Origin of the sequence: Kribbella aluminosa, from assembly GCF_017876295.1 — a bacterium.
In the GTDB taxonomy this organism is placed as follows: domain Bacteria; phylum Actinomycetota; class Actinomycetes; order Propionibacteriales; family Kribbellaceae; genus Kribbella; species Kribbella aluminosa.
Genome location: NZ_JAGINT010000002.1, coordinates 2,061,161 through 2,079,246 on the forward strand (window position 1 = coordinate 2,061,161; position 18,086 = coordinate 2,079,246).

General features: G+C 70.2%; 16 protein-coding genes. 14 read left to right on the forward strand and 2 right to left on the reverse strand.

What is annotated here, in order from left to right; genetic code table 11:
* Positions 1-50 precede the first annotated feature (50 nt).
* The 9 genes from JOF29_RS31140 (at position 51) to JOF29_RS31180 (ending at position 10,943) form a co-directional block, all read left to right on the forward strand.
* On the forward strand, positions 51-1,418 hold the full coding sequence (locus JOF29_RS31140) for an MFS transporter (protein ID WP_245359641.1): 1,368 nt from the start codon (positions 51-53) through the stop codon (positions 1,416-1,418).
* Positions 1,415-3,535, forward strand: a complete 2,121-nt coding sequence (locus JOF29_RS31145; RefSeq protein WP_209697964.1) for a molybdopterin oxidoreductase family protein — start codon at positions 1,415-1,417, stop codon at positions 3,533-3,535. Before JOF29_RS31140 ends, JOF29_RS31145 begins: the two co-directional genes overlap by 4 nt.
* Positions 3,532-7,479, forward strand: a complete 3,948-nt coding sequence (nirB, locus tag JOF29_RS31150) for a nitrite reductase large subunit NirB (protein WP_209697965.1) — start codon at positions 3,532-3,534, stop codon at positions 7,477-7,479. The genes JOF29_RS31145 and nirB overlap by 4 nt, the downstream gene beginning before the upstream one ends.
* A complete protein-coding gene (gene nirD, locus JOF29_RS31155; RefSeq protein ID WP_209697966.1) occupies positions 7,476-7,796 on the forward strand; it encodes a nitrite reductase small subunit NirD in 321 nt (106 codons plus the stop codon). Before nirB ends, nirD begins: the two co-directional genes overlap by 4 nt.
* Positions 7,786-8,913, forward strand: coding sequence for a uroporphyrinogen-III synthase (locus tag JOF29_RS31160; protein ID WP_209697967.1), 1,128 nt, complete (start codon positions 7,786-7,788; stop codon positions 8,911-8,913). Before nirD ends, JOF29_RS31160 begins: the two co-directional genes overlap by 11 nt.
* Positions 8,910-9,653 (forward strand): sirohydrochlorin chelatase, encoded by a 744-nt coding sequence (locus JOF29_RS31165; protein WP_209697968.1) that lies wholly within the window; start codon positions 8,910-8,912, stop codon positions 9,651-9,653. Before JOF29_RS31160 ends, JOF29_RS31165 begins: the two co-directional genes overlap by 4 nt.
* On the forward strand, positions 9,650-9,880 hold the full coding sequence (locus JOF29_RS31170) for a DUF5652 family protein (RefSeq protein ID WP_209697969.1): 231 nt from the start codon (positions 9,650-9,652) through the stop codon (positions 9,878-9,880). Before JOF29_RS31165 ends, JOF29_RS31170 begins: the two co-directional genes overlap by 4 nt.
* 23 nt (positions 9,881-9,903) lie before the next feature.
* Positions 9,904-10,332, forward strand: a complete 429-nt coding sequence (locus JOF29_RS31175; RefSeq protein ID WP_209697970.1) for an SRPBCC family protein — start codon at positions 9,904-9,906, stop codon at positions 10,330-10,332.
* Positions 10,333-10,703: 371 nt separating this feature from the next.
* Complete coding sequence (locus JOF29_RS31180) at positions 10,704-10,943, forward strand: hypothetical protein (RefSeq protein WP_209697971.1); 240 nt, start codon at positions 10,704-10,706, stop codon at positions 10,941-10,943.
* 1 nt (position 10,944) lies between these two features.
* Here the strand turns inward: JOF29_RS31180 and JOF29_RS31185 are convergent, their stop codons facing one another.
* Positions 10,945-11,331: a MerR family transcriptional regulator gene (locus tag JOF29_RS31185; protein WP_307863779.1), complete on the reverse strand. Its 387-nt coding sequence runs from the start codon at positions 11,329-11,331 to the stop codon at positions 10,945-10,947.
* Between the two features lie 68 nt (positions 11,332-11,399).
* Here JOF29_RS31185 and JOF29_RS31190 point away from each other — a divergent pair, with 68 nt between their 5' ends.
* The 4 genes from JOF29_RS31190 to JOF29_RS31205 all read left to right on the forward strand — a co-directional run bounded on the left by JOF29_RS31190 (position 11,400) and on the right by JOF29_RS31205 (position 15,700).
* Positions 11,400-12,563: an acyl-CoA dehydrogenase family protein gene (locus JOF29_RS31190; RefSeq protein WP_209697972.1), complete on the forward strand. Its 1,164-nt coding sequence runs from the start codon at positions 11,400-11,402 to the stop codon at positions 12,561-12,563.
* A 69-nt stretch (positions 12,564-12,632) separates the two neighbouring features.
* Positions 12,633-14,162, forward strand: a complete 1,530-nt coding sequence (locus tag JOF29_RS31195) for an acyl-CoA carboxylase subunit beta (protein WP_209697973.1) — start codon at positions 12,633-12,635, stop codon at positions 14,160-14,162.
* A 14-nt stretch (positions 14,163-14,176) separates the two neighbouring features.
* Positions 14,177-14,953 carry an HpcH/HpaI aldolase family protein gene (locus JOF29_RS31200; protein WP_209697974.1) on the forward strand — a complete coding sequence of 259 codons (777 nt, stop codon included), beginning with the start codon at positions 14,177-14,179 and terminating at the stop codon, positions 14,951-14,953.
* Between the two features lie 57 nt (positions 14,954-15,010).
* Complete coding sequence (locus JOF29_RS31205) at positions 15,011-15,700, forward strand: maleylpyruvate isomerase family mycothiol-dependent enzyme (RefSeq protein WP_209697975.1); 690 nt, start codon at positions 15,011-15,013, stop codon at positions 15,698-15,700.
* Here JOF29_RS31205 and JOF29_RS31210 read toward each other — a convergent pair.
* The gene (locus JOF29_RS31210) at positions 15,697-16,770 is read right to left on the reverse strand and encodes a CobW family GTP-binding protein (RefSeq protein WP_209697976.1); all 1,074 of its coding nucleotides are present in this window, start codon (positions 16,768-16,770) and stop codon (positions 15,697-15,699) included. The genes JOF29_RS31205 and JOF29_RS31210 overlap by 4 nt on opposite strands.
* Positions 16,771-16,866: 96 nt before the next feature.
* Here JOF29_RS31210 and JOF29_RS31215 point away from each other — a divergent pair, with 96 nt between their 5' ends.
* Complete coding sequence (locus JOF29_RS31215) at positions 16,867-18,075, forward strand: GNAT family N-acetyltransferase (protein WP_209697977.1); 1,209 nt, start codon at positions 16,867-16,869, stop codon at positions 18,073-18,075.
* Positions 18,076-18,086 lie beyond the last annotated feature (11 nt).

An 18,086-nucleotide genomic window follows, 5' to 3' on the forward strand; every position in this document is an offset into this window, starting at 1 on the left:
GTCATAACGTCCAGGCCTAATCGATGAGGTCGGATGATCGGAGACTTGCGATGACGCTCGAGGCAGGACAAGCGGCTGTCGCCACCCGCGAAGCAAGTGGCGCGGTCGGTACGGTCGAGGCCCCGCGACGCGCGCGCTGGATCGACGTCTGGGATCCCGAGGACGCCACGTTCTGGGCCGGGAAGGGCCGTGCGGTCGCCCGCCGGAACCTCTGGCCCTCGATCTTCGCCGAGTTCCTCGGCTTCTCCGTCTGGCAACTGTGGAGCATCGTCGTGGTCTCGATGCCCAAGGCGGGCTTCAGCTACGACACGAACCAGCTGTTCTGGTTGGTCGCGCTGCCGAGCCTGGTCGGCGCGACGCTGCGGCTGCCGTACACGTTCGCCGTACCGCGGTTCGGCGGGCGGAACTGGACCACGGTTTCCGCCTTGCTGCTGCTGATCCCGACGGCGGGACTGGCGTACTTCATGACGCAGCCGCACACGCCGTTCTGGCTGATGGCCCTGGTCGCGGGGACCGCGGGCGTCGGCGGCGGAAACTTCGCCAGCAGCATGACGAACATCTCCTTCTTCTACCCCGAGAAGGAAAAGGGTTTCGCGCTCGGCGTGAATGCTGCCGGCGGGAACCTCGGGGTCGCGGTCGTCCAGCTCGTGGTGCCGATCGTGATCGTCGCCGGTGCCGGCCTGGCGCTGAACCGGTCCGGCCTGATGTGGCTGCCGCTGATCGTCCTGGCCGCAGTCTGGGCCTGGAAGGCGATGACGAACCTGTCGGTGGCGAACTCGTCGTTCCGTACGTCGATCGCCGCGGCGAAGCGGCCGCACACGTGGGTGATCTCGTTCCTCTACATCGGGACGTTCGGGTCGTTCATCGGGTTCGGGGCGGCGTTCCCGCTGCTGATCAAGACCACGTTCCCGGACGTCACACCGGCGCACTACGCGTTCCTGGGCGCGCTGGTCGGGTCGATTGCGCGGCCGTTCGGCGGCAGGCTGGCCGACCGGGTCGGCGGCGCGTGGGTGACCGTCTGCTCGTTCGTGGTGATGGGGCTCGGGATCGTCTCCGCGATCTTCTCCCTCAAGGCGGGGAGCTTTCCGGCGTTCCTGGCGAGTTTCCTGGTGCTGTTCGTGGCCAGCGGGATCGCGAACGGGTCGACGTACCGGATGATTCCGGCGGTCTTCCGGCTCACCACCGCGGACGACCCGGGCCGGGCCCGGCGGGAGGCCGCGGCCTGTATCGGAATCGCGTCCGCGGTCGGCGCGTACGGCGGTTTCCTCGTACCGCGGGGTTTCGCGATGTCGACGAGCCACTTCGGCTCGCTGATCCCGGCGCTGTACGTGTTCTGCGGGTTCTACGTGCTGTGCCTCGTGGTGACGTACTTCTGCTACCTGCGCAAGGGTGGCCCGCTCAGCCAGGAGCGCGTGTGACAGCTGTTCCGACTCACTGCCCGTACTGCGCTCTGCAGTGCGCGACCACGCTGCACCCGGTCGAAGGGCCGGGTGCGGTGGAGGTGCGACCGCGGGCCTTCCCGACCAACCGAGGTGGGTTGTGCCGGAAGGGCTGGACGGCTCCCGACGTACTCACGGTGCCGGACCGGCTCACCGTGCCGCTCGTCCGCAACGCTGCGGGCGAACTGGAGGAGACCAGTTGGGACGACGCACTGGACTTCGTCGCGTCGCGGATCAAGTCGTTGCAGGCCGCGCACGGGCGGGACTCGGTTGCGGTGTTCGGCGGCGGTGGGCTGACCAACGAGAAGGCGTACGCGCTGGGGAAGTTCGCACGGGTCGCGCTGCGAACGGCGAACGTGGACTACAACGGACGGTTCTGTATGTCGTCCGCGGCGGCCGCGACGAACCGGGCGTTCGGGATCGACCGGGGGCTGCCGTTCCCGCTGGCGGATCTCGGCGGCGCGGACGCAGTACTGCTGGTCGGCAGCAACCTCGCGGAAACGATGCCGCCGGCGGTCGCGCATCTGCAGGGCGCCAGGGGCGCGGGTGGACTTCTGGTCGTCGACCCGCGCCGCTCGGCCACCGCAGGCCTGACCGACGACGAGAACGGCATCCACCTCCAGCCAACCCCCGGGACGGACCTGGCCCTGCTCCTCGCCCTGACCCACGTAGTCCTCCAGGAAAGCCTTGCGGACAACGTATTCCTGGGCGAACGGGTCGATGACCCTGACCTGCTGATTCGTTCGACTGCCTCCTGGTGGCCGGAGCGCGCCGAGCGGATGACCGGCGTACCAGCTGCGACCATCCGGCGTGCGGCGCGGGTACTCGCGGCGGCTGCTCCGGTGCACGGTGGCGCGGGCGCGTTCATCCTGACCGGACGTGGGGCTGAGCAGCACACCAAGGGCACCGACACGGTGACGGCATGTATCAACCTCGCGCTGGTGCTCGGGTTGCCCGGGCGGGTGGGAAGCGGGTACGGCTGCATCACCGGGCAGGGCAACGGGCAGGGCGGGCGTGAGCACGGGCAGAAGGCGGATCAGCTGCCTGGCTACCGGAGCATCGCGGACCCGGCAGCGCGTTCGCATATCGCGCAGGTTTGGGGGGTTGCCGCTGAGGAGTTGCCGGGGCCCGGGAAGAGTGCGGTTGAGCTGATCAACGCTTTGGGTACGGCGGACGGGCCGCGGGCGTTGCTGGTGCACGGGAGCAACCTGCTCGTGTCGGCGCCGAACCTCGCGTCCGTCCGGGAGCGGCTGTCCGCGCTGGAGTTGTTGGTGGTCGCGGATGTCGTGCCGTCGGAAACGGCATTGCTGGCGGACGTGGTCTTTCCGGTGACGCAGTGGGCCGAGGAGGAAGGCACGATGACGTCCCTCGAAGGGCGGGTACTGCGGCGGCGCGCCGCGGTCGCCGCACCGGGCGAGGTACGGAGCGATCTCGCGGTCTTCGCGGGGCTCGCGGAAAGACTCGGGATCCCGAGGTTTTCCGCGGATCCGGCCGAGGTGTTCGAGGAACTGCGCCGGGCGAGTGCCGGCGGCAAGGCCGACTACTCGGGGATCACCTGGGCGCGGCTGGACGCGGGCGAGGCGCTGTTCTGGCCGGTTCCGTCCGAAGGGCATCCGGGGACGCCGCGGTTGTTCGCCGACGGGTTCGCGACGCCGGACGGGCGGGCGCACGTCGTACCGGTCGATCACCGCCCGGTCGCGGACGACCTGAGCGGGCAGGCCCCGCTGTACCTGGTGACCGGGCGGTTGCTGCAGCACTACCAGAGCGGCGCGCAGACCCGGCGGGTGCCGGAACTGGTGGCGGCCGAGCCGGAGGTGTTCGCGGAGATCCACCCGCGGGTGGCGGCGCAGCTGGGGATCGGCGACGGGCGTCCGGTACGGCTGCGGACCGCGCGCGGGTCGATGGTGCTGCCGGCCCGGATCACGCCGGACGTCCGGCCGGACACCGTTTTCGTACCGTTCCACTTCGGCGGGGCGGAAGCGGTCAATGAGCTCACGAACGACGCGCTGGACCCGGTGTCGCGGATGCCGGAGTTCAAGGCGTGTGCGGTGCAGGTGACGGCCGCCGAGCTCGGCGCGACGGGGGTGCCGGCATGAGGGTCGTGATCATCGGCGGCGGGATGGCCGGGCGACGGCTGGCCGAGCTGTTGCCGTCGTACGACGTGACCGTGCTGGCGGACGAGCCGTCGTACAACCGTTCCCGGCTGACCGAGTACGTCGCCGGGCGGGCCGAGGTTGCCGTCGGCAACGAGCCGGTGGTGGGTGCGGTCGGGGTGGATCGGGTACGGCGGGTTGTCGTCGGGGCTGATGGTGCCGAGTACCCGTACGACCGGTTGGTGTTCGCGACCGGTGCGGTGCCGGTCGTGCCGCCGGGGGTCGAGGGCGGGCTGGTGTTGCGTTCCGTCGACGATGCGCGGGCCGTGGTCGCGGCGGCGGGAGCGGCGCGGCGGGCCGTCGTACTGGGCGGCGGGGTACTCGGCGTGGAAACCGCTTGCGCACTGCGCGAACGCGGCGTCGCGGTCACGCTGGTCCACGACGGGGAAACCCTGCTCGACAAGTCCATCCGATCGTCGGCCGGCCGTCGGCTGACCCGTGCGGTACGCGGACTCGGTGTCGAGGTGCTCCTCAACTCCCAACTCTCCAAGACTCAGCTGAAGAACAACCGCTTCCATGCCCTGCACCTGCGGAACGGCCACCAGGTCTACGGCGACCTGCTGGTTGTCGCCTGCGGCGTCCAGCCCCGCACGGAACTGGCCGCCGGACTGACAGTCCACGACGGAATCGTCGTAGACAACACCTTCGCCAGCCCGGACGACCCCACCATCCACGCAATCGGCGACTGCGCCGAACTCGCAGGAGTTGTTGCGGGCACCGTCGCGTCGGCGTGGTCCCACGCAGAACAACTGGCTGCCCACCTGCACGCCCCTGCCCCACCAGCACTACCCGAGGAGGAGACGGATGCTCCGCCCCCCACAGCGCTGGGGATGGGTGCTTCCGGTGGTGCTGGGGTGGAAGTTGTGCGGGTTACGGCGGGTGGGCTGGATGTGCTGGTGATGGGGGACAAGGACGAAGTTGGCGAGGTCGTTCGGCTCGAGGATCGGGAGCGGTACGTGCGGGCCGTGCTGCGGGACGGGGTGGTGCGGGCTGCAGTGGCTGTGGGGGCTCCGGAGGTTGCGGCGGAGTTGGTGTTGCTGGCGGACCGGGGGACGCCTGTCGTGGCGGACGGGTTGCTTGGTACGCCCAACGAAGTACCGCAGAAGAAGATGGCGACCGTGTGCAGGTGCAACGGCGTCACCAGGGTCGCGATCGAGGCGGCCTGGCGTGGGGGTGCCGACAGTGTCGCCGGCATCGCCGCGACGACGCGGGCGACGACCGGGTGCGGGAGCTGCACCGGCGCCGTCGGCGAACTGCTCGACCGCTTCCGGCGCGGCGAGACCGAACCAGTCCCGAGCAGGAGGGCGACGATGGCAGAGCTGAACAAGGCCAAGCACGTGGTGGTGGTCGGCGGGGGTATGGTCGCGCACCGCCTGGTCGAGGCGATCCGGCAGCGCGACACGACCGTCGAGTACCGGATCACCGTGTACGCCGAGGAGCCCCGGCTCCCGTACGACCGGGTAGCCCTCACCAGCTACTTCTCCGGCCGCGACCCGCAGGACCTGTCGCTCGGCGACCCGGACCTGTGGGACGACCCGGCGGTGAACCTCCGCAAGGGCGTGAAGATCACCGCGATCGACACCACAGCGAAGACCGTGACGACGGTCCGCGGTGACCAGGTCGGGTACGACGAACTCGTCCTGGCGACCGGCTCCGCGGCGTTCGTCCCGCCGGTGAAGAACAACGACGCGCAAGGATGTTTCGTCTACCGCACGATCGACGACGTCGCAGCGCTCCGCGTCTACGTCGAGCGGCTGAAGTCCGAAGGCAAGCAGGTCAACGGGGTCGTCGTCGGCGGCGGCCTGCTCGGCCTGGAGGCAGCCGGTGCGCTCAGAGCCCTCGGCGCCGCGACCAAGGTCGTCGAGTTCGCCCCACGGCTGATGCCCTTGCAGGTCGACGAAGGCGGCGGCGCGGCCCTGTCCCGGTTGATCACCGCCCTCGACGTCGACGTACTCACCGAGACCGCGTGCCAGCGCGTCAAGCTCACCTCGCAAGGTGCCGCCCGCGCGATGGCCGTTGCCGACGGCCCTGATCTGCCCGCCGACGTGGTGGTGTTCGCGACCGGCGTCCGCCCGCGTGACGAGCTCGGCCGCGACGCGGGTCTCGAGATCGGCGAGCGCGGCGGCGTGATCGTGGACGAGGCCTGCCGTACGTCCGTTCCTGGTGTCTGGGCGATCGGCGAAGTCGCGTGCATCGACGGGCGGGTGTGGGGCCTGATCGCCCCGGGCTACACGATGGCCGAGATCGTCGCGGACCGGCTGCTCGGCGGCGTCGCGACGTTCCCCGGCGCGGACACGTCGACGAAGCTGAAGCTGCTCGGCGTCGACGTCGCGAGCTTCGGCGACGCCTTCGGTACGACGGAGGGCGCGCTCGACATCGTGTACGCCGACCCGGTGGCGGGTGTCTACAAGAAGCTCGTGCTGTCCGATGACGCCCGTACCCTGCTCGGCGGCATCCTGGTCGGCGACGCGTCGGCGTACTCCGGACTCCGCCCGATGGTCGGCCGCGAACTCGGCGCCGACCCGGCCGCGTTCCTGCTGCCCGAAGGCGCCGCACCCGTGCAGCTCGAGCTGCCCGACGACGCCCCGGTCTGCTCGTGCAACAACGTGTCGGCAGGCACGATCCGGTGCGCCGTACGCGACGAGGGCTGCACCGACATCAAGTCGGTCTGCGGGAAGACTCGCGCGGGCACCAGTTGTGGATCCTGTCTGCCGATCGTCAAGAACCTCCTGAACTCCGAGCTCACCAAGGCCGGCGTCGAGGTCAGCAAGGCGCTCTGCGAACACTTCGCGCTGTCCCGCGCCGAGCTGTTCGACGCCGTCCGGGTCACCGAGCTGCGCACGTTCAGCGAGATCGTCGAGCGGCACGGCACCGGGCGCGGCTGCGACATCTGCAAGCCCGTGGTGGCGTCGATCCTGGCGAGCATCGACCCGGCCGGGCACGTCCTGGACGGCGAGCGCGCGACGCTGCAGGACACCAACGACCACGTGATGGCGAACATGCAGAAGGACGGCACATACTCCGTCGTCCCCCGCATCCCCGGCGGTGAGATCACACCGGAAGGGCTGATCACGATCGGCGAGGTGGCCCGCGACTTCGGGCTGTACACGAAGATCACCGGTGGGCAGCGCGTCGACCTGTTCGGCGCCCGGATCGAACAACTGCCGGCGATCTGGAAACGGCTGGTGGAGGCCGGCTTCGAGTCCGGGCACGCGTACGGCAAGGCGCTCCGGACCGTGAAGTCGTGCGTCGGTTCCACCTGGTGCCGGTACGGCGTCCAGGACTCGGTCGGGATGGCGATCGCGCTGGAGCTCCGGTACCGCGGGCTGCGCTCGCCGCACAAGCTCAAGCTCGGCGTCTCCGGCTGCGCCCGCGAATGCGCCGAGGCGCGCGGCAAGGACGTCGGCGTGATCGCGACCGAGAAGGGCTGGAACCTGTACGTCGGCGGCAACGGCGGGATGACGCCCCGGCACGCGGAGCTGCTCGCCTCCGACCTGAGCGACGAGGAGCTGTTCCGGACCGTGGACCGTTTCCTCATGTACTACATCCGGACCGGAGACCGCTTACAGCGGACCTCGGTGTGGATGCGGGAGATCGGCCTCGACCAGGTGCGCGACGTCGTACTGAACGACAGCCTCGGGATCGCGGCCGACCTGGACGCCGCGATGGCGCGGCACGTCGACTCGTACGTCGACGAGTGGCGGGCGACGTTGGACGACCCGGACAAGCTGGCCCGGTTCGTGTCGTTCGTGAACGCGCCGGACCAGCCCGACGCCGACCTGCGGTACGTCGTCGAACGCAACCAGCCGCGCCCGGCCACCCCGGCCGAACGCGGGCAGCTGGAGCCGGTGCTGCTGGCCGGTCCCCGATTGGAGGTCCGCCGATGAATGTCTGCGCTTTCGACGTACTGCTGCCGGAGCGCGGCGTGGCCGCGTTGCTCGGCGACGTACAGATCGCGCTGTTCCGCACCCACGACGGCGAGGTGTTTGCCATCGGCAACCAGGACCCGTTCAGCGGGGCGAACGTGATGTCGCGGGGCATCGTCGGCAGCCGCGGCGACGTACCGACGGTGGCGTCGCCGATGTTCAAGCAGGTCTTCGATCTGCGCACCGGGGCGTGCCTGGACGATCCGTCGGTATCGCTGCCGGTGTACCCCGTGACGATCCGCGACGGTCAAGTAGTGGTGGGTTCGGGTGACCACTAGGACCGGCCCGCTGAGCGGCTGCACGATCGCGATCACCGCGCACCGGCGCGCGGAGGACCTGATCGCGTCGTTCGAGCGGCGCGGGGCGAAGGTGCTGCACGCGCCGACGCTGCAGATCGTGCCGGTCGCCGACGACCGCGCGCTGCTCGAGGCCACCCGGCGGGTGATCGCGAACCCGCCGGACGACGTGGTGGTGACGACCGCGGTCGGGTTCCGCGGGTGGGTGGAGGCCGCCGACACCGCCGGTCTGGCGGCGGAGCTGCTCGGCACGCTCGAGCAGGCCCGGATCCTCGCCCGCGGCCCGAAGGCCCGCGGTGCGATCCGGGCGGCCGGGCTGGTCGAGCACTGGTCGGCGAGGTCCGAGACGACGGTCGAGGTCGTCGAGTGGTTACGCACCCAGGGCGTCGGCGGCCGGAAGATCGTCGTACAGCTGCACGGGCTGTCGGATCCCGCGCTGCAGGACGCGTTGCGGGCGGCGGGCGCGTCGGTCCGGGGGCTCGAGGTCTATCGGTGGGGTCCGGCGCCTGACCCGGTGGTGGTGGAGCGGATGATCTCGCAGGTGCGCGGCGGGACCGTGGATGCGGTCGTCCACACCTCCGCTCCGGGTGCGCAGGCGATGCTGGACGCCGCGGCGCTGACCGGGCAGTACGACGAGCTGGTGGCGGCGTTGCGGACCGGGCGGGTGCTGAACGCGTGCGTGGGTCCGGTGACGGCAGGGCCGTTCGTGGCGTTGGGGCTGGAGCCGTTGGTGCCGGATCGTTTCCGGTTGGGGGCGTTGATCCGGAGCGTCACCGATCAGCTCACCGAGGACAACGCGCGGTCGATCGAGACGGAGTTCGGCCAGCTGGTGATCCGCGGCGGCGCGGCGGTGCTGGACGGCGTCGTACTGCCGTTGGGACCTGGGCCGCGGGCCGTGCTCGCCGCGCTGGTCGCCGCCGGTGGGGACGTGGTGTCGCGGCCGGAACTGCTCGCGGTGCTGCCTGGCGCGGAGGATGTGCATGCGGTGGAGGTGACGGTGAACCGCCTGCGTACGGCGGTCGGACGGCCTGAGCTGGTCCGTACGGTGGTGCGGCGCGGGTATCGCCTCGCGGTCGAATCGGCCGGGGTGCCGACATGACCGATCTGATCGCGGTGGCTCACGGTACGGCGGATCCTTGCGGGATCCGGGTGGTGCACGATCTCGTACGGGAGCTGGCTGTGCTGCGGCCGGACCTCCCGGTCTCGCTGGGCTTCGTCGATCTCGTCACGCCCGCCCTGCCGTCGCTGGTCCGGCGGGTCACCACGGACGCCGGCGACGCGGTCGTCGTACCGCTGCTGCTCAGCTCGGGGTATCACGTGTACGTCGACGTCGCGGCCGAGGCCCGGCGCTACCCGGGACGGGTCCACGCGGCGGCTGCGCTGGGGCCGGATCCGGTGCTGGTCGACGTACTGGCGGATCGGCTGGGGGACCTGTCGCGGATCGACGAGGTCGTCCTGGCCGCGGCCGGTTCGTCGGACCCGCGGGCGCTGGACGACTGCGAGACAACAGCCGAACTCCTGGGTGAGCGCGTCGGCCGCCCCGTTGCTGTCGGCTACCTCTCTGGTATCGGTGAACGCCTGCCCGACGTTCTCGACCGGATCGTGGGTCGCGTTGCGGTTGCGACGTACCTGCTGACTCCGGGCTTCTTCGCCAACCGCGTCCACCGCCTGGCAGGCGGTCGCCCGGTCGCACCACCGCTCGGCGCCGATCCGCGGCTGGCCGCGCTCGCCCTCCGCAGGTACGACGAGGCCCGGGCGAAGGCACCCGCCGGACCGCCACGGACAGTGAGCGTGTCTGCTTGCCTCCGGAGGCCCAGCAGGCGCATCGTGGGGGTGTGAGCGGGATGCGGAAGTGGGACGAGCTGAGCCCCGGGAAGCAGCGGCTGATCGTGGTCGGGGCGGTGGTCGAGACCGTGTTGAAGGCCGTCGCGCTGGCGGATCTCGCGCGCCGTCCCTCGGCTCAGGTGCGGGGACCGAAGCCCGTGTGGGCGGTGTTCCTGACGTTGTTCAACTCGGTCGGCGCGGCACCGGCGGCGTACTGGCTGTTCGGGCGGCGCAAGACCTAGCAGTTCGGTCTTTTGGGGGCATCATGCCTGAGGCTGTACACACGGTCCGGATCAACCGGTCGCCGGCAGATGTGTTCGCGTACTTCGCGGACGGCGAGAACGACCCGCAGTGGCGTCCCTCCGTCAAGGAGATCAGCCGCAGCGGCCCGATCGGGCCGGGTTCGACGTACCGGCAACGGATCGCGGGACCGGGCGGCCGGGCGATCCCCTCGGACTACCGCGTGACGGCGTACGAACCCGACAGTCATCTGGCGTTCAAGGTCACCGCGGGGCCGGTGCGCCCGGTCGGGGACTACCGTTTCGCGCCGGTCGACGACGGGACCGAGGTGACGTTCAAGCTCTCCGCGGACCTGTCCGGCCTGAAGAAGCTCCTGATGTCCAAGCCCGTCCAGCACTCGATGAACGCCGAAGTCGCATCCCTCAACCGCGCCAAGAACATCCTCGAGCGCTAGCACCGAGGTGCCTCCTCGCAGGCGCAGTGCGCGAAACCCTAAAGGCCTACGAAGACGCCCAGTGGATCCCGCGCCCGCCTCGTCTGCCCAGGTTGGGGAGGATTTACTGCCCGAATCGGGACGAGATCCTCCCCAAGTGGTCAGCCGTGGAACCGGATGCGCCGCTACAGCACTGGTCTGCGCGGATGGGGGTCCACGACGTCAGGTGGAACGGGTCGTCGGAGCAGCGCATCCAGGTCGGATCGCTCAGCTGGCGACGTCGGATACCGGAGCCGGCTGACCTTGGCTGATGGGTTGCGGCTGAACCGGATCGCGGACAGCTGGGACAACAGCATCCACTTCGTCGTCCGCGCGGCCTGCACTCGGCTCGAGTGCCGGATGTCGAGGTCTCCTGGGAGTACGGCGTACCTGGGCTCTCCATCGGAGGCGGAGGGTACGTCGTTGCGCCGGATGTCAGGTCCTGGTTCGATCGATCCGCAGTACGGCGGGAGGTCGCGTTCCGGCGGTTGATCGAGCGGTGGCGTACGGCGGGTGGCGTCGAGTTGGCTACGTGGTTCGACTACTCGCGCGCCGAAGCCGAGAGCACAGGACTGGTGCGCCTCGAGCAGTAGGTCACGCTGTGCCGTTGCGGAGGGCCTTCAGGTCGGTGTGGCAGCGGGTTTCTACTTCGGCGAGGTCTTGGAGGGTGTCTTCGATGTCGCGGCGGCGTTGTTCGAGTTCCTGGCGGCGGTGGGTGATCTGGTCGAGGAGGTAGACGAGTTGGCCCTCCTCGCCGGGTTCGGCGTCGTACATGTCGACGATCCTGGCGATCTCGTCGAGGGAGAAGCCGAGGCGTTTGCCGCGCAGGATGAGGGAGAGGCGGACGCGGTCGCGGGGGTGGTAGACGCGGGTAGTGCCGCGGCGTTCGGGGGTGAGCAGGCCGCGGTCCTCGTAGAAGCGGATCGTGCGCAGGGTGACCTCGAACTCGGCGGCCAGTTCGGCTATCGACCAGGTTGTCACCGGGATATTGTGCACGCACCCCAGCGTGCTTTACGTTTACGTAAGCGTCAAGCGTGAAGGGGTGCTGCATGTTCGAGTTGTCCGCGGAGCATCAGGAGTTCCGTCGTAGCGTTCGCGACTTCGCGGCGGCGGAGATCGCGCCGCACGCCGCGGAGTGGGACCGGAAGCACTACTTCCCGGTCGAGGTGGTGCAGAAGATGGGGCAGCTCGGGCTGTTCGGACTGACCGCGCCCGAGGAGTACGGCGGTGCCGGCGGCGACTTCACCAGCCTGTGCGTGGCGATCGAGGAGATCTCCCGCGTCGACCAGTCGATGGGGATCACGCTGGAGGCCGCGGTCGGGCTCGGGATCAACCCGATCCTGACGTTCGGGACCGAGGAGCAGAAGGCCACCTGGCTGCCGGAGCTGGTCGCGGGCCGCAAGCTGGCCGGGTTCGGGCTGACCGAGCCCGAATCCGGGTCGGACGCCGGCGCCACCAAGACCCGCGCCGCGCTGGACAACGGCGAGTGGGTGATCGACGGCTCCAAGCAGTTCATCACCAACTCGGGTTCGAGCATCACGAGCTGCGTGACGGTCACGGCCCGCACGGGTGAGCGCGACGACGGCAAGCCGGAGATCTCCACCATCATCGTCCCGAGCGGTACGCCGGGATTCACCGCGGAAGCGGCGTACGACAAGCTCGGCTGGCATGCGAGCGACACGCATCCGCTGTCGTTCGTGAACTGCCGGGTCCCCGAGGCGAACCTGCTCGGCCGGCGTGGCAAGGGGTTCGGCCAGTTCCTCGCGACGCTCGACGACGGGCGGGTGGCGATCGGCGCGGTCGCGCTCGGCTGTATCCGGGCCTGCCTGGAGATGTCGGTCCAGTACGCCGGTGAGCGGCAGACGTTCGGCGTACCGATCGGCCGCAAGCAGGGGGTCGCGTTCCAGATCGCCGACCTCAAGGTGATGGCCGACGCCGCGGAGCTGCTCGTCTACCGGGCTGCCGCGCTGAAGGACGCCGGGGCCTCGGTCCAGGAGTTCAAGCAGGCCGCCGCGGTCGCCAAGCTGTACGCGACCGAGTCCGCGGTGACCGCGACCCGGATCGCCACCCAGGTGTTCGGCGGCTACGGCTTCATGGAGGAGTACCCGGTCACCCGCTTCTACCGCGACGCCAAGATCCTCGAGATCGGCGAGGGCACGTCGGAAGTCCAACGCATGCTCATCGCCCGCAGCCTCGGCCTCCCCGTCGAATGATCCGTTACGTCCGAAGAACTGTGGTCTACAGCCCGCGGATCTTCGGACGTAGCAGGTAGAAAGGCAGTTATGACGCGCGATCATTGGACCGAGGTGAAGGTTGCTCGCGAGGCGACGCTCGCGCCGCCGGAGAAGGCGGCCGCGAAACTCGCGAGTCAGAACAAGCTGTACGTCCGTGACCGGATCGCGCTGCTCGTCGACGAGGGCAGCTTCGTCGAGGACGCGCAGCTCGCGAACGCGCTGAACCCGGGCCTGCCCGCGGACGGCGTGGTCACCGGCCGCGCGCTCGTCGACGGCAGGCCCGCGCTGCTGGTCGCCAACGACCCGACCGTGAAGGCCGGATCGTGGGGCGCCCGGACGGTCGAGAAGATCGTCCGGGTCACCGAGGTGGCGCTCCGCGACGAGCTGCCGATTTTCTGGCTGATCGACTCGGCCGGCGCCCGGATCACCGACCAGGTCCAGCTGTTCCCCGGTCGCCGGGGCGCCGGGCGGATCTTCCACAACCAGGTCGCGCTGTCCGGCAAGGTCCCGCAGATCTGCTGCCTGTTCGGCCCGTCGGCCGCCGGAGGGGCCTACATCCCGGCGTTCTGCGACATCGTGATCATGGTCGACGGCAACGCGTCGATGTACCTGGGCTCGCCCCGGATGGCCGAGATGGTCGTCGGCGAGAAGGTCACGCTGGAGGAGATGGGCGGCGCCCGGATGCACACCAGCGTCTCCGGCTGCGGCGACCTGCTCGCGGCCGACGACACCGAGGCGATCGAGCTGGCGAAGCAGTACTTCTCCTACCTGCCCGGTTCGTGGCGGTCGCGGCCCCCGTCGTACGACGCCTCGGACGCGGGCCGGGACTTCACCCGCGACCTGGTGCCGGCCGAGGAGAGCATCGGGTTCGACATCCACGACGTGATCGACGCGGTCCTGGACGCGGACACGTTCTTCGAGATCAAGCCGGCGTACGCGCCGGAGCTGGTGGTCGGGTTCGGGCTGCTCGCCGGTCAGGTGGTCGGGATCGTCGCGAACCAGCCGGCGGTGAAGGGCGGCGTACTGTTCGTCGACTCCGCCGACAAGGCTGCGCGGTTCATCTGGCTGTGCGACGCGTTCAACGTGCCGCTGGTGTACCTGTGCGACGTACCGGGGTTCATGATCGGCAGCGAGGTCGAGCGGGCCGGGATCATCCGGCACGGCGCGAAGATGATCACCGCGGTGTCGGAGGCGACCGTGCCGACGGTGTCGGTGATCGTCCGGAAGGCGTACGGCGCCGGGCTGTACGCGATGTGCGGCCCCGGCTTCTCGCCGGACGCGTGCGTCGCGCTGCCGACCGCGAAGATCGCCGTGATGGGTCCGGAGGCGGCGATCAACGCCGTGTACTACAACAAGATCCAGGAGATCGCCGACTCCGGCGAACGGGTCGAGTACGTCGCCAGGCTCCGCGAGGAGTACGAGACCGACATCGACATCCTGCGGCTGGCCGCGGACCTGGTGATCGACGCGATCGTCGAGCCGGAGAACCTCCGCACCGACCTGATCGCCCGGCTCGCCGCGGCCCAGTCCAAGGACCGGACGTTCTCGCACCGCAGACACGGGGTCCCGCCGGTGTAGATAGTGTCCGGACCATGAGTGCAAACGATTTCGCGCTGAAGGTTCGGGCTCGCGAGCAGCTGGTGGGGTACTGGATCACGTTGGACTCGCCGGCGGCCGCCGAGCGGATCGGGCGGCTCGGGTACGACTACGTGGTGCTCGACGGGCAGCACGGGTTGATCGGGTACCGGGGACTGGTGACCGGGTTGCTGGCGATCGACGCGGGCTCGTCGATCGGCCCGCGGGCGTCGGTCGGGCTGGTGCGGGTGGAGGCGAACGACCCGACGCCGATCGGGCGGGCGCTGGACGCCGGGGCAACCGGGGTGATCGTGCCGCTGGTCGACACCGCGGACGACGTGGCGCGGGCGGTCCGGGCCGCGAAGTACCCGCCGGCCGGGGCGCGGTCGTTCGGGCCGATGCGGGCCGCGCTGCGGATCGGCCCGGTGCCGGCGGACAGCAACGAGGCGACCGTCGTACTGGCGATGATCGAGACGCCGCTCGGTCTGCGGAACGTGGCCGAGATCTGCGCGACGCCCGGTCTGGACGGCGTGTACGTCGGCCCGTCGGACCTCAGCCTCGCCCTCGGCGCGAAGTTCCCGGGGGATCCGGAGGTGGACGGCCCGTTCGAGGAGGCGGTCGAGTTGATCGCGAGGACCGCGCGGGAGGCCGGGGTCGCGGCCGGCATTCACACCTTCGACGGGGAGGCGGCGAAGCGGCGGCTGGCCCAGGGGTACACCTTCGCGACGGTCGCCTCCGACCTCAGCCACCTGGAAGCCGCCGCCGCGGCCCACCTCACCACTGCCCGGTCCTAGGAACACCCCGCCGCCCTCTCGGGTTAAGTTCGTTGAGAGCACATCGAGGAGGCCGGGATGAGGGCACCCGAGCGCGGCGCGTTGCCGCTGGGGCTGGCTGGGACGCTCGGGCGGGCGTACGGGCGGCTGACCGAGACCGTGCAGGGGTTGAGCGACGCTGACTTCGCGCGCGAGACCCGCTGCCCGGGCATGCCCGTCGGTCCGCTGCTGGTGCATCTGCTGTACGACGCGGAGCGCGCGCTGACCGCGTTCGCCAGCCCGGCCGTGGCCGAGCCGGACCGGGACTTCGTCAGCTACTGGAACGACGTACCGCCGCAGGGCGACACGAGCTTCGTGCGGACCGTCGCCTCGGCGTACCGGAAGCCCGCGATGCTGGTGCAGCACTGGCGGGAGGTGTCCGAGGCTGCCGTCCGCGCGTCCGCGGCCGCGCTGGCCACGAAGGGCCACCGCGTCGAGACGCAGGGCCACGTCCTGCGCGCGACCGACTTCGTCGCCACCTTGGTGCTCGAGGCAACGGTCCACCACCTCGACCTGATCGTCGGCCTGCCCGCTGCCCCGGAGCCCGATCCCGAGGCGCTGCAGGTCACCGCGCGCACGTTGGACGGGCTGTTCGGCCCGGACGCGTGGGACGTGATCGCCTGGGACACCACGACGTACGTCCTGAAGGCCACCGGGCGCGTCCCGCTCGACGAGTCCGACCACGACATGCTCGGCCCGCACGCGAACCGACTGCCGCTACTGGGCTAGAAAACTCCGGCGAACGGGTCTTCCAGGTTGTTCCAGTCGAGGCTGGCCAGCTCGGACTCGGTCAGCAGGCAGGCGTCGAGGACGGCCTGCAGCCGGGCAGGGTCGAGGCTCATTCCGGTGGCGACCACTGTGCATTCGGCCAGGTGCTCGGTCTCCGACCACTCGCCGAGCATCCCGAGGGACGCGCTGTAGCCGGCGGACTCCCAGCGCACCCGCTGGGTCGGACGGTTCGCCAGCCAGACCACGCCGCGGCTGCGGACGACGCCGTCGACGATGTCCTCGAGCGCGTCGTTCAGCCGGGCCGGATGCAGCGGCCGCGTCGACCGCCACAGCACCGTCGTCACCCCGTCGTCGCTCGGCTGCACGCGGTCCGACGTCGCCGGCTCACCCGCCCACGCCTCGGCAGCGTCGAAGTCGAACCGCCTGGTCCGTGCGACCTGACCGTCCGGTACGCCGGACGCCCCCGCCGTCACCACCGTGGTCCGTGGGTTCAGGTGCTCGAGCAGGTGCTCCAGCCGCTCGGGCGCCGTACTGCGATGGGCGTTCGCCAGCACGCAGACGTCGGCGTACTCGATCTGGCGTGCAGTTAGTTCCGCGACGTTGCGCCGGTCCGGCAGCCCGAGCGCCAGGCCGCGCTCGGCGAGCAGCTCGTCGCCGGACAGTTGTGCGACCACCAGTACGGAGTCGACGACGCAGGTGACGGTGTCGACGCGGATCTCCGGCAGTGCCGAGACGAGCGTGCTGACCAGCGGCCGGGCCTCCATCGCCGGGGGCGCCGAGAGTACGAGGTGGTCCCAGTGCGCGCGCTCGACGAGGGTCTCCAGCAACGGCACCAGCGACTCGATCAGCTGGCACGCGCCGCAGTCGTCGCCGACCGTGAACTCACCCGCATCGATCGGCCCCGATCGGTCGCGCACCCGCCAGGACAGGACGCCGCGACCGGGGAGCTCGTCCTGGTCGACCTCGACGACCACTGTGGTCGCATCGGTCATCGCCTCCAGGACAGGCTCCCGCAGAGTCGCGGAAAGCCCCACCAACAAGGACAACGGAGTCTTCGCTCGGGCGGTCATGAGCACATTATATGAAAACGGTTTTCATCAGTCCACCGGTACGGCGTGTCCGAAAACAGGAGGCCGCAGGTCCCGATCTTCTGGTAGGCAAGGAGCATGGCGATCGAGATCGGGAATTTCGCGGGTGCGTGGGCCGAGTTGCTGGAGCTGCTGGACATGGCGTTCTCGGCGCCGTGGACCGACGAGCAGTACGAGTCCGAGCGGCAGATCTGGGAACCTGAGCGGAGCATCGTCGCGACCGACGACGGTCAGCTGGTCGGGCACACCGGCTCGTTCTCGCACCTGATGGCGGTGCCCGGCGGGCAACTGCCGACCGCGGGCGTGACGATGGTCGGCGTGCGGCCGACGCACCGGCGGCGCGGGATCCTGCGCGACCTGATGCGGACGCAGTTGACCGACGTACACGAGGCGGGCGAGCCGCTGGCGGCACTGACCGCGAGCGAGCCGGTGATCTACCCGCGCTTCGGGTACGGGCTGGCGTCCGATCACCAGGCGATCGTCGTACCGAAAGCGTCCCGCGCACTGCGCCCAGTGGCCGGCATCGACGACGTACGCATCCGGTACGTCGACGCCGACGAGAGCCTGGCGCGCTGCGCGGAACTGCGGAACAAGCTCGCGCTCGAGCGGCCCGGGATGTTCCAGCACAACGAGAGCTGGCAGCAGTACGCGATCAGCGCCACCGTCGTCAGCGACATCGCGAACGCCTCCAGGATCCGGTGTGTCGTCGCCGAGCGGGACGGCGAGCTCACCGGCTTCGCGCACTACCGGACGACGCGCGCTGACAAGGGGTACGTCGACGTACTGCGGGTGCATGCGGCCGACCTCGCGTCGCACGCCGCGCTCTGGCGCTACCTGCTCGAGCCGGACCTGCTCAGCCAGACGCACTGCGAGATGCTTGCGTCCGACGACCCGCTGCTGGACCTGCTGCTCGACCCGCGGGCGCCGGGCGCGATCACCCGCGACGGCCTGTGGGTGCGACCGGTCGACGTCGGTCGCGCCCTGGCCGGGCGGACGTACGCGCGGGACCTCGACGTGGTGATCGAGGTGGTCGACGACTTCCTGCCGTGGAACGCGGGCCGCTGGCACCTGACCGGCGGTACGGACGGCGCGACCTGCGAGCAGGTCCGGCGGGACGCCGACCTCACGCTCGACGTACGCGATCTGGGGGCCGTCTACCTGGGTCGCCCGTCGCTCGCACGGCTCGGCCGCGCCGGCCTGGTCACCGAACACACGTCCGGCGCTCTGGCCGCGACCGCGGAAGCGTTTTCCACATCTCGGCTTCCGTTCCTCGACACGGGCTTCTGACGAGGTAGCCT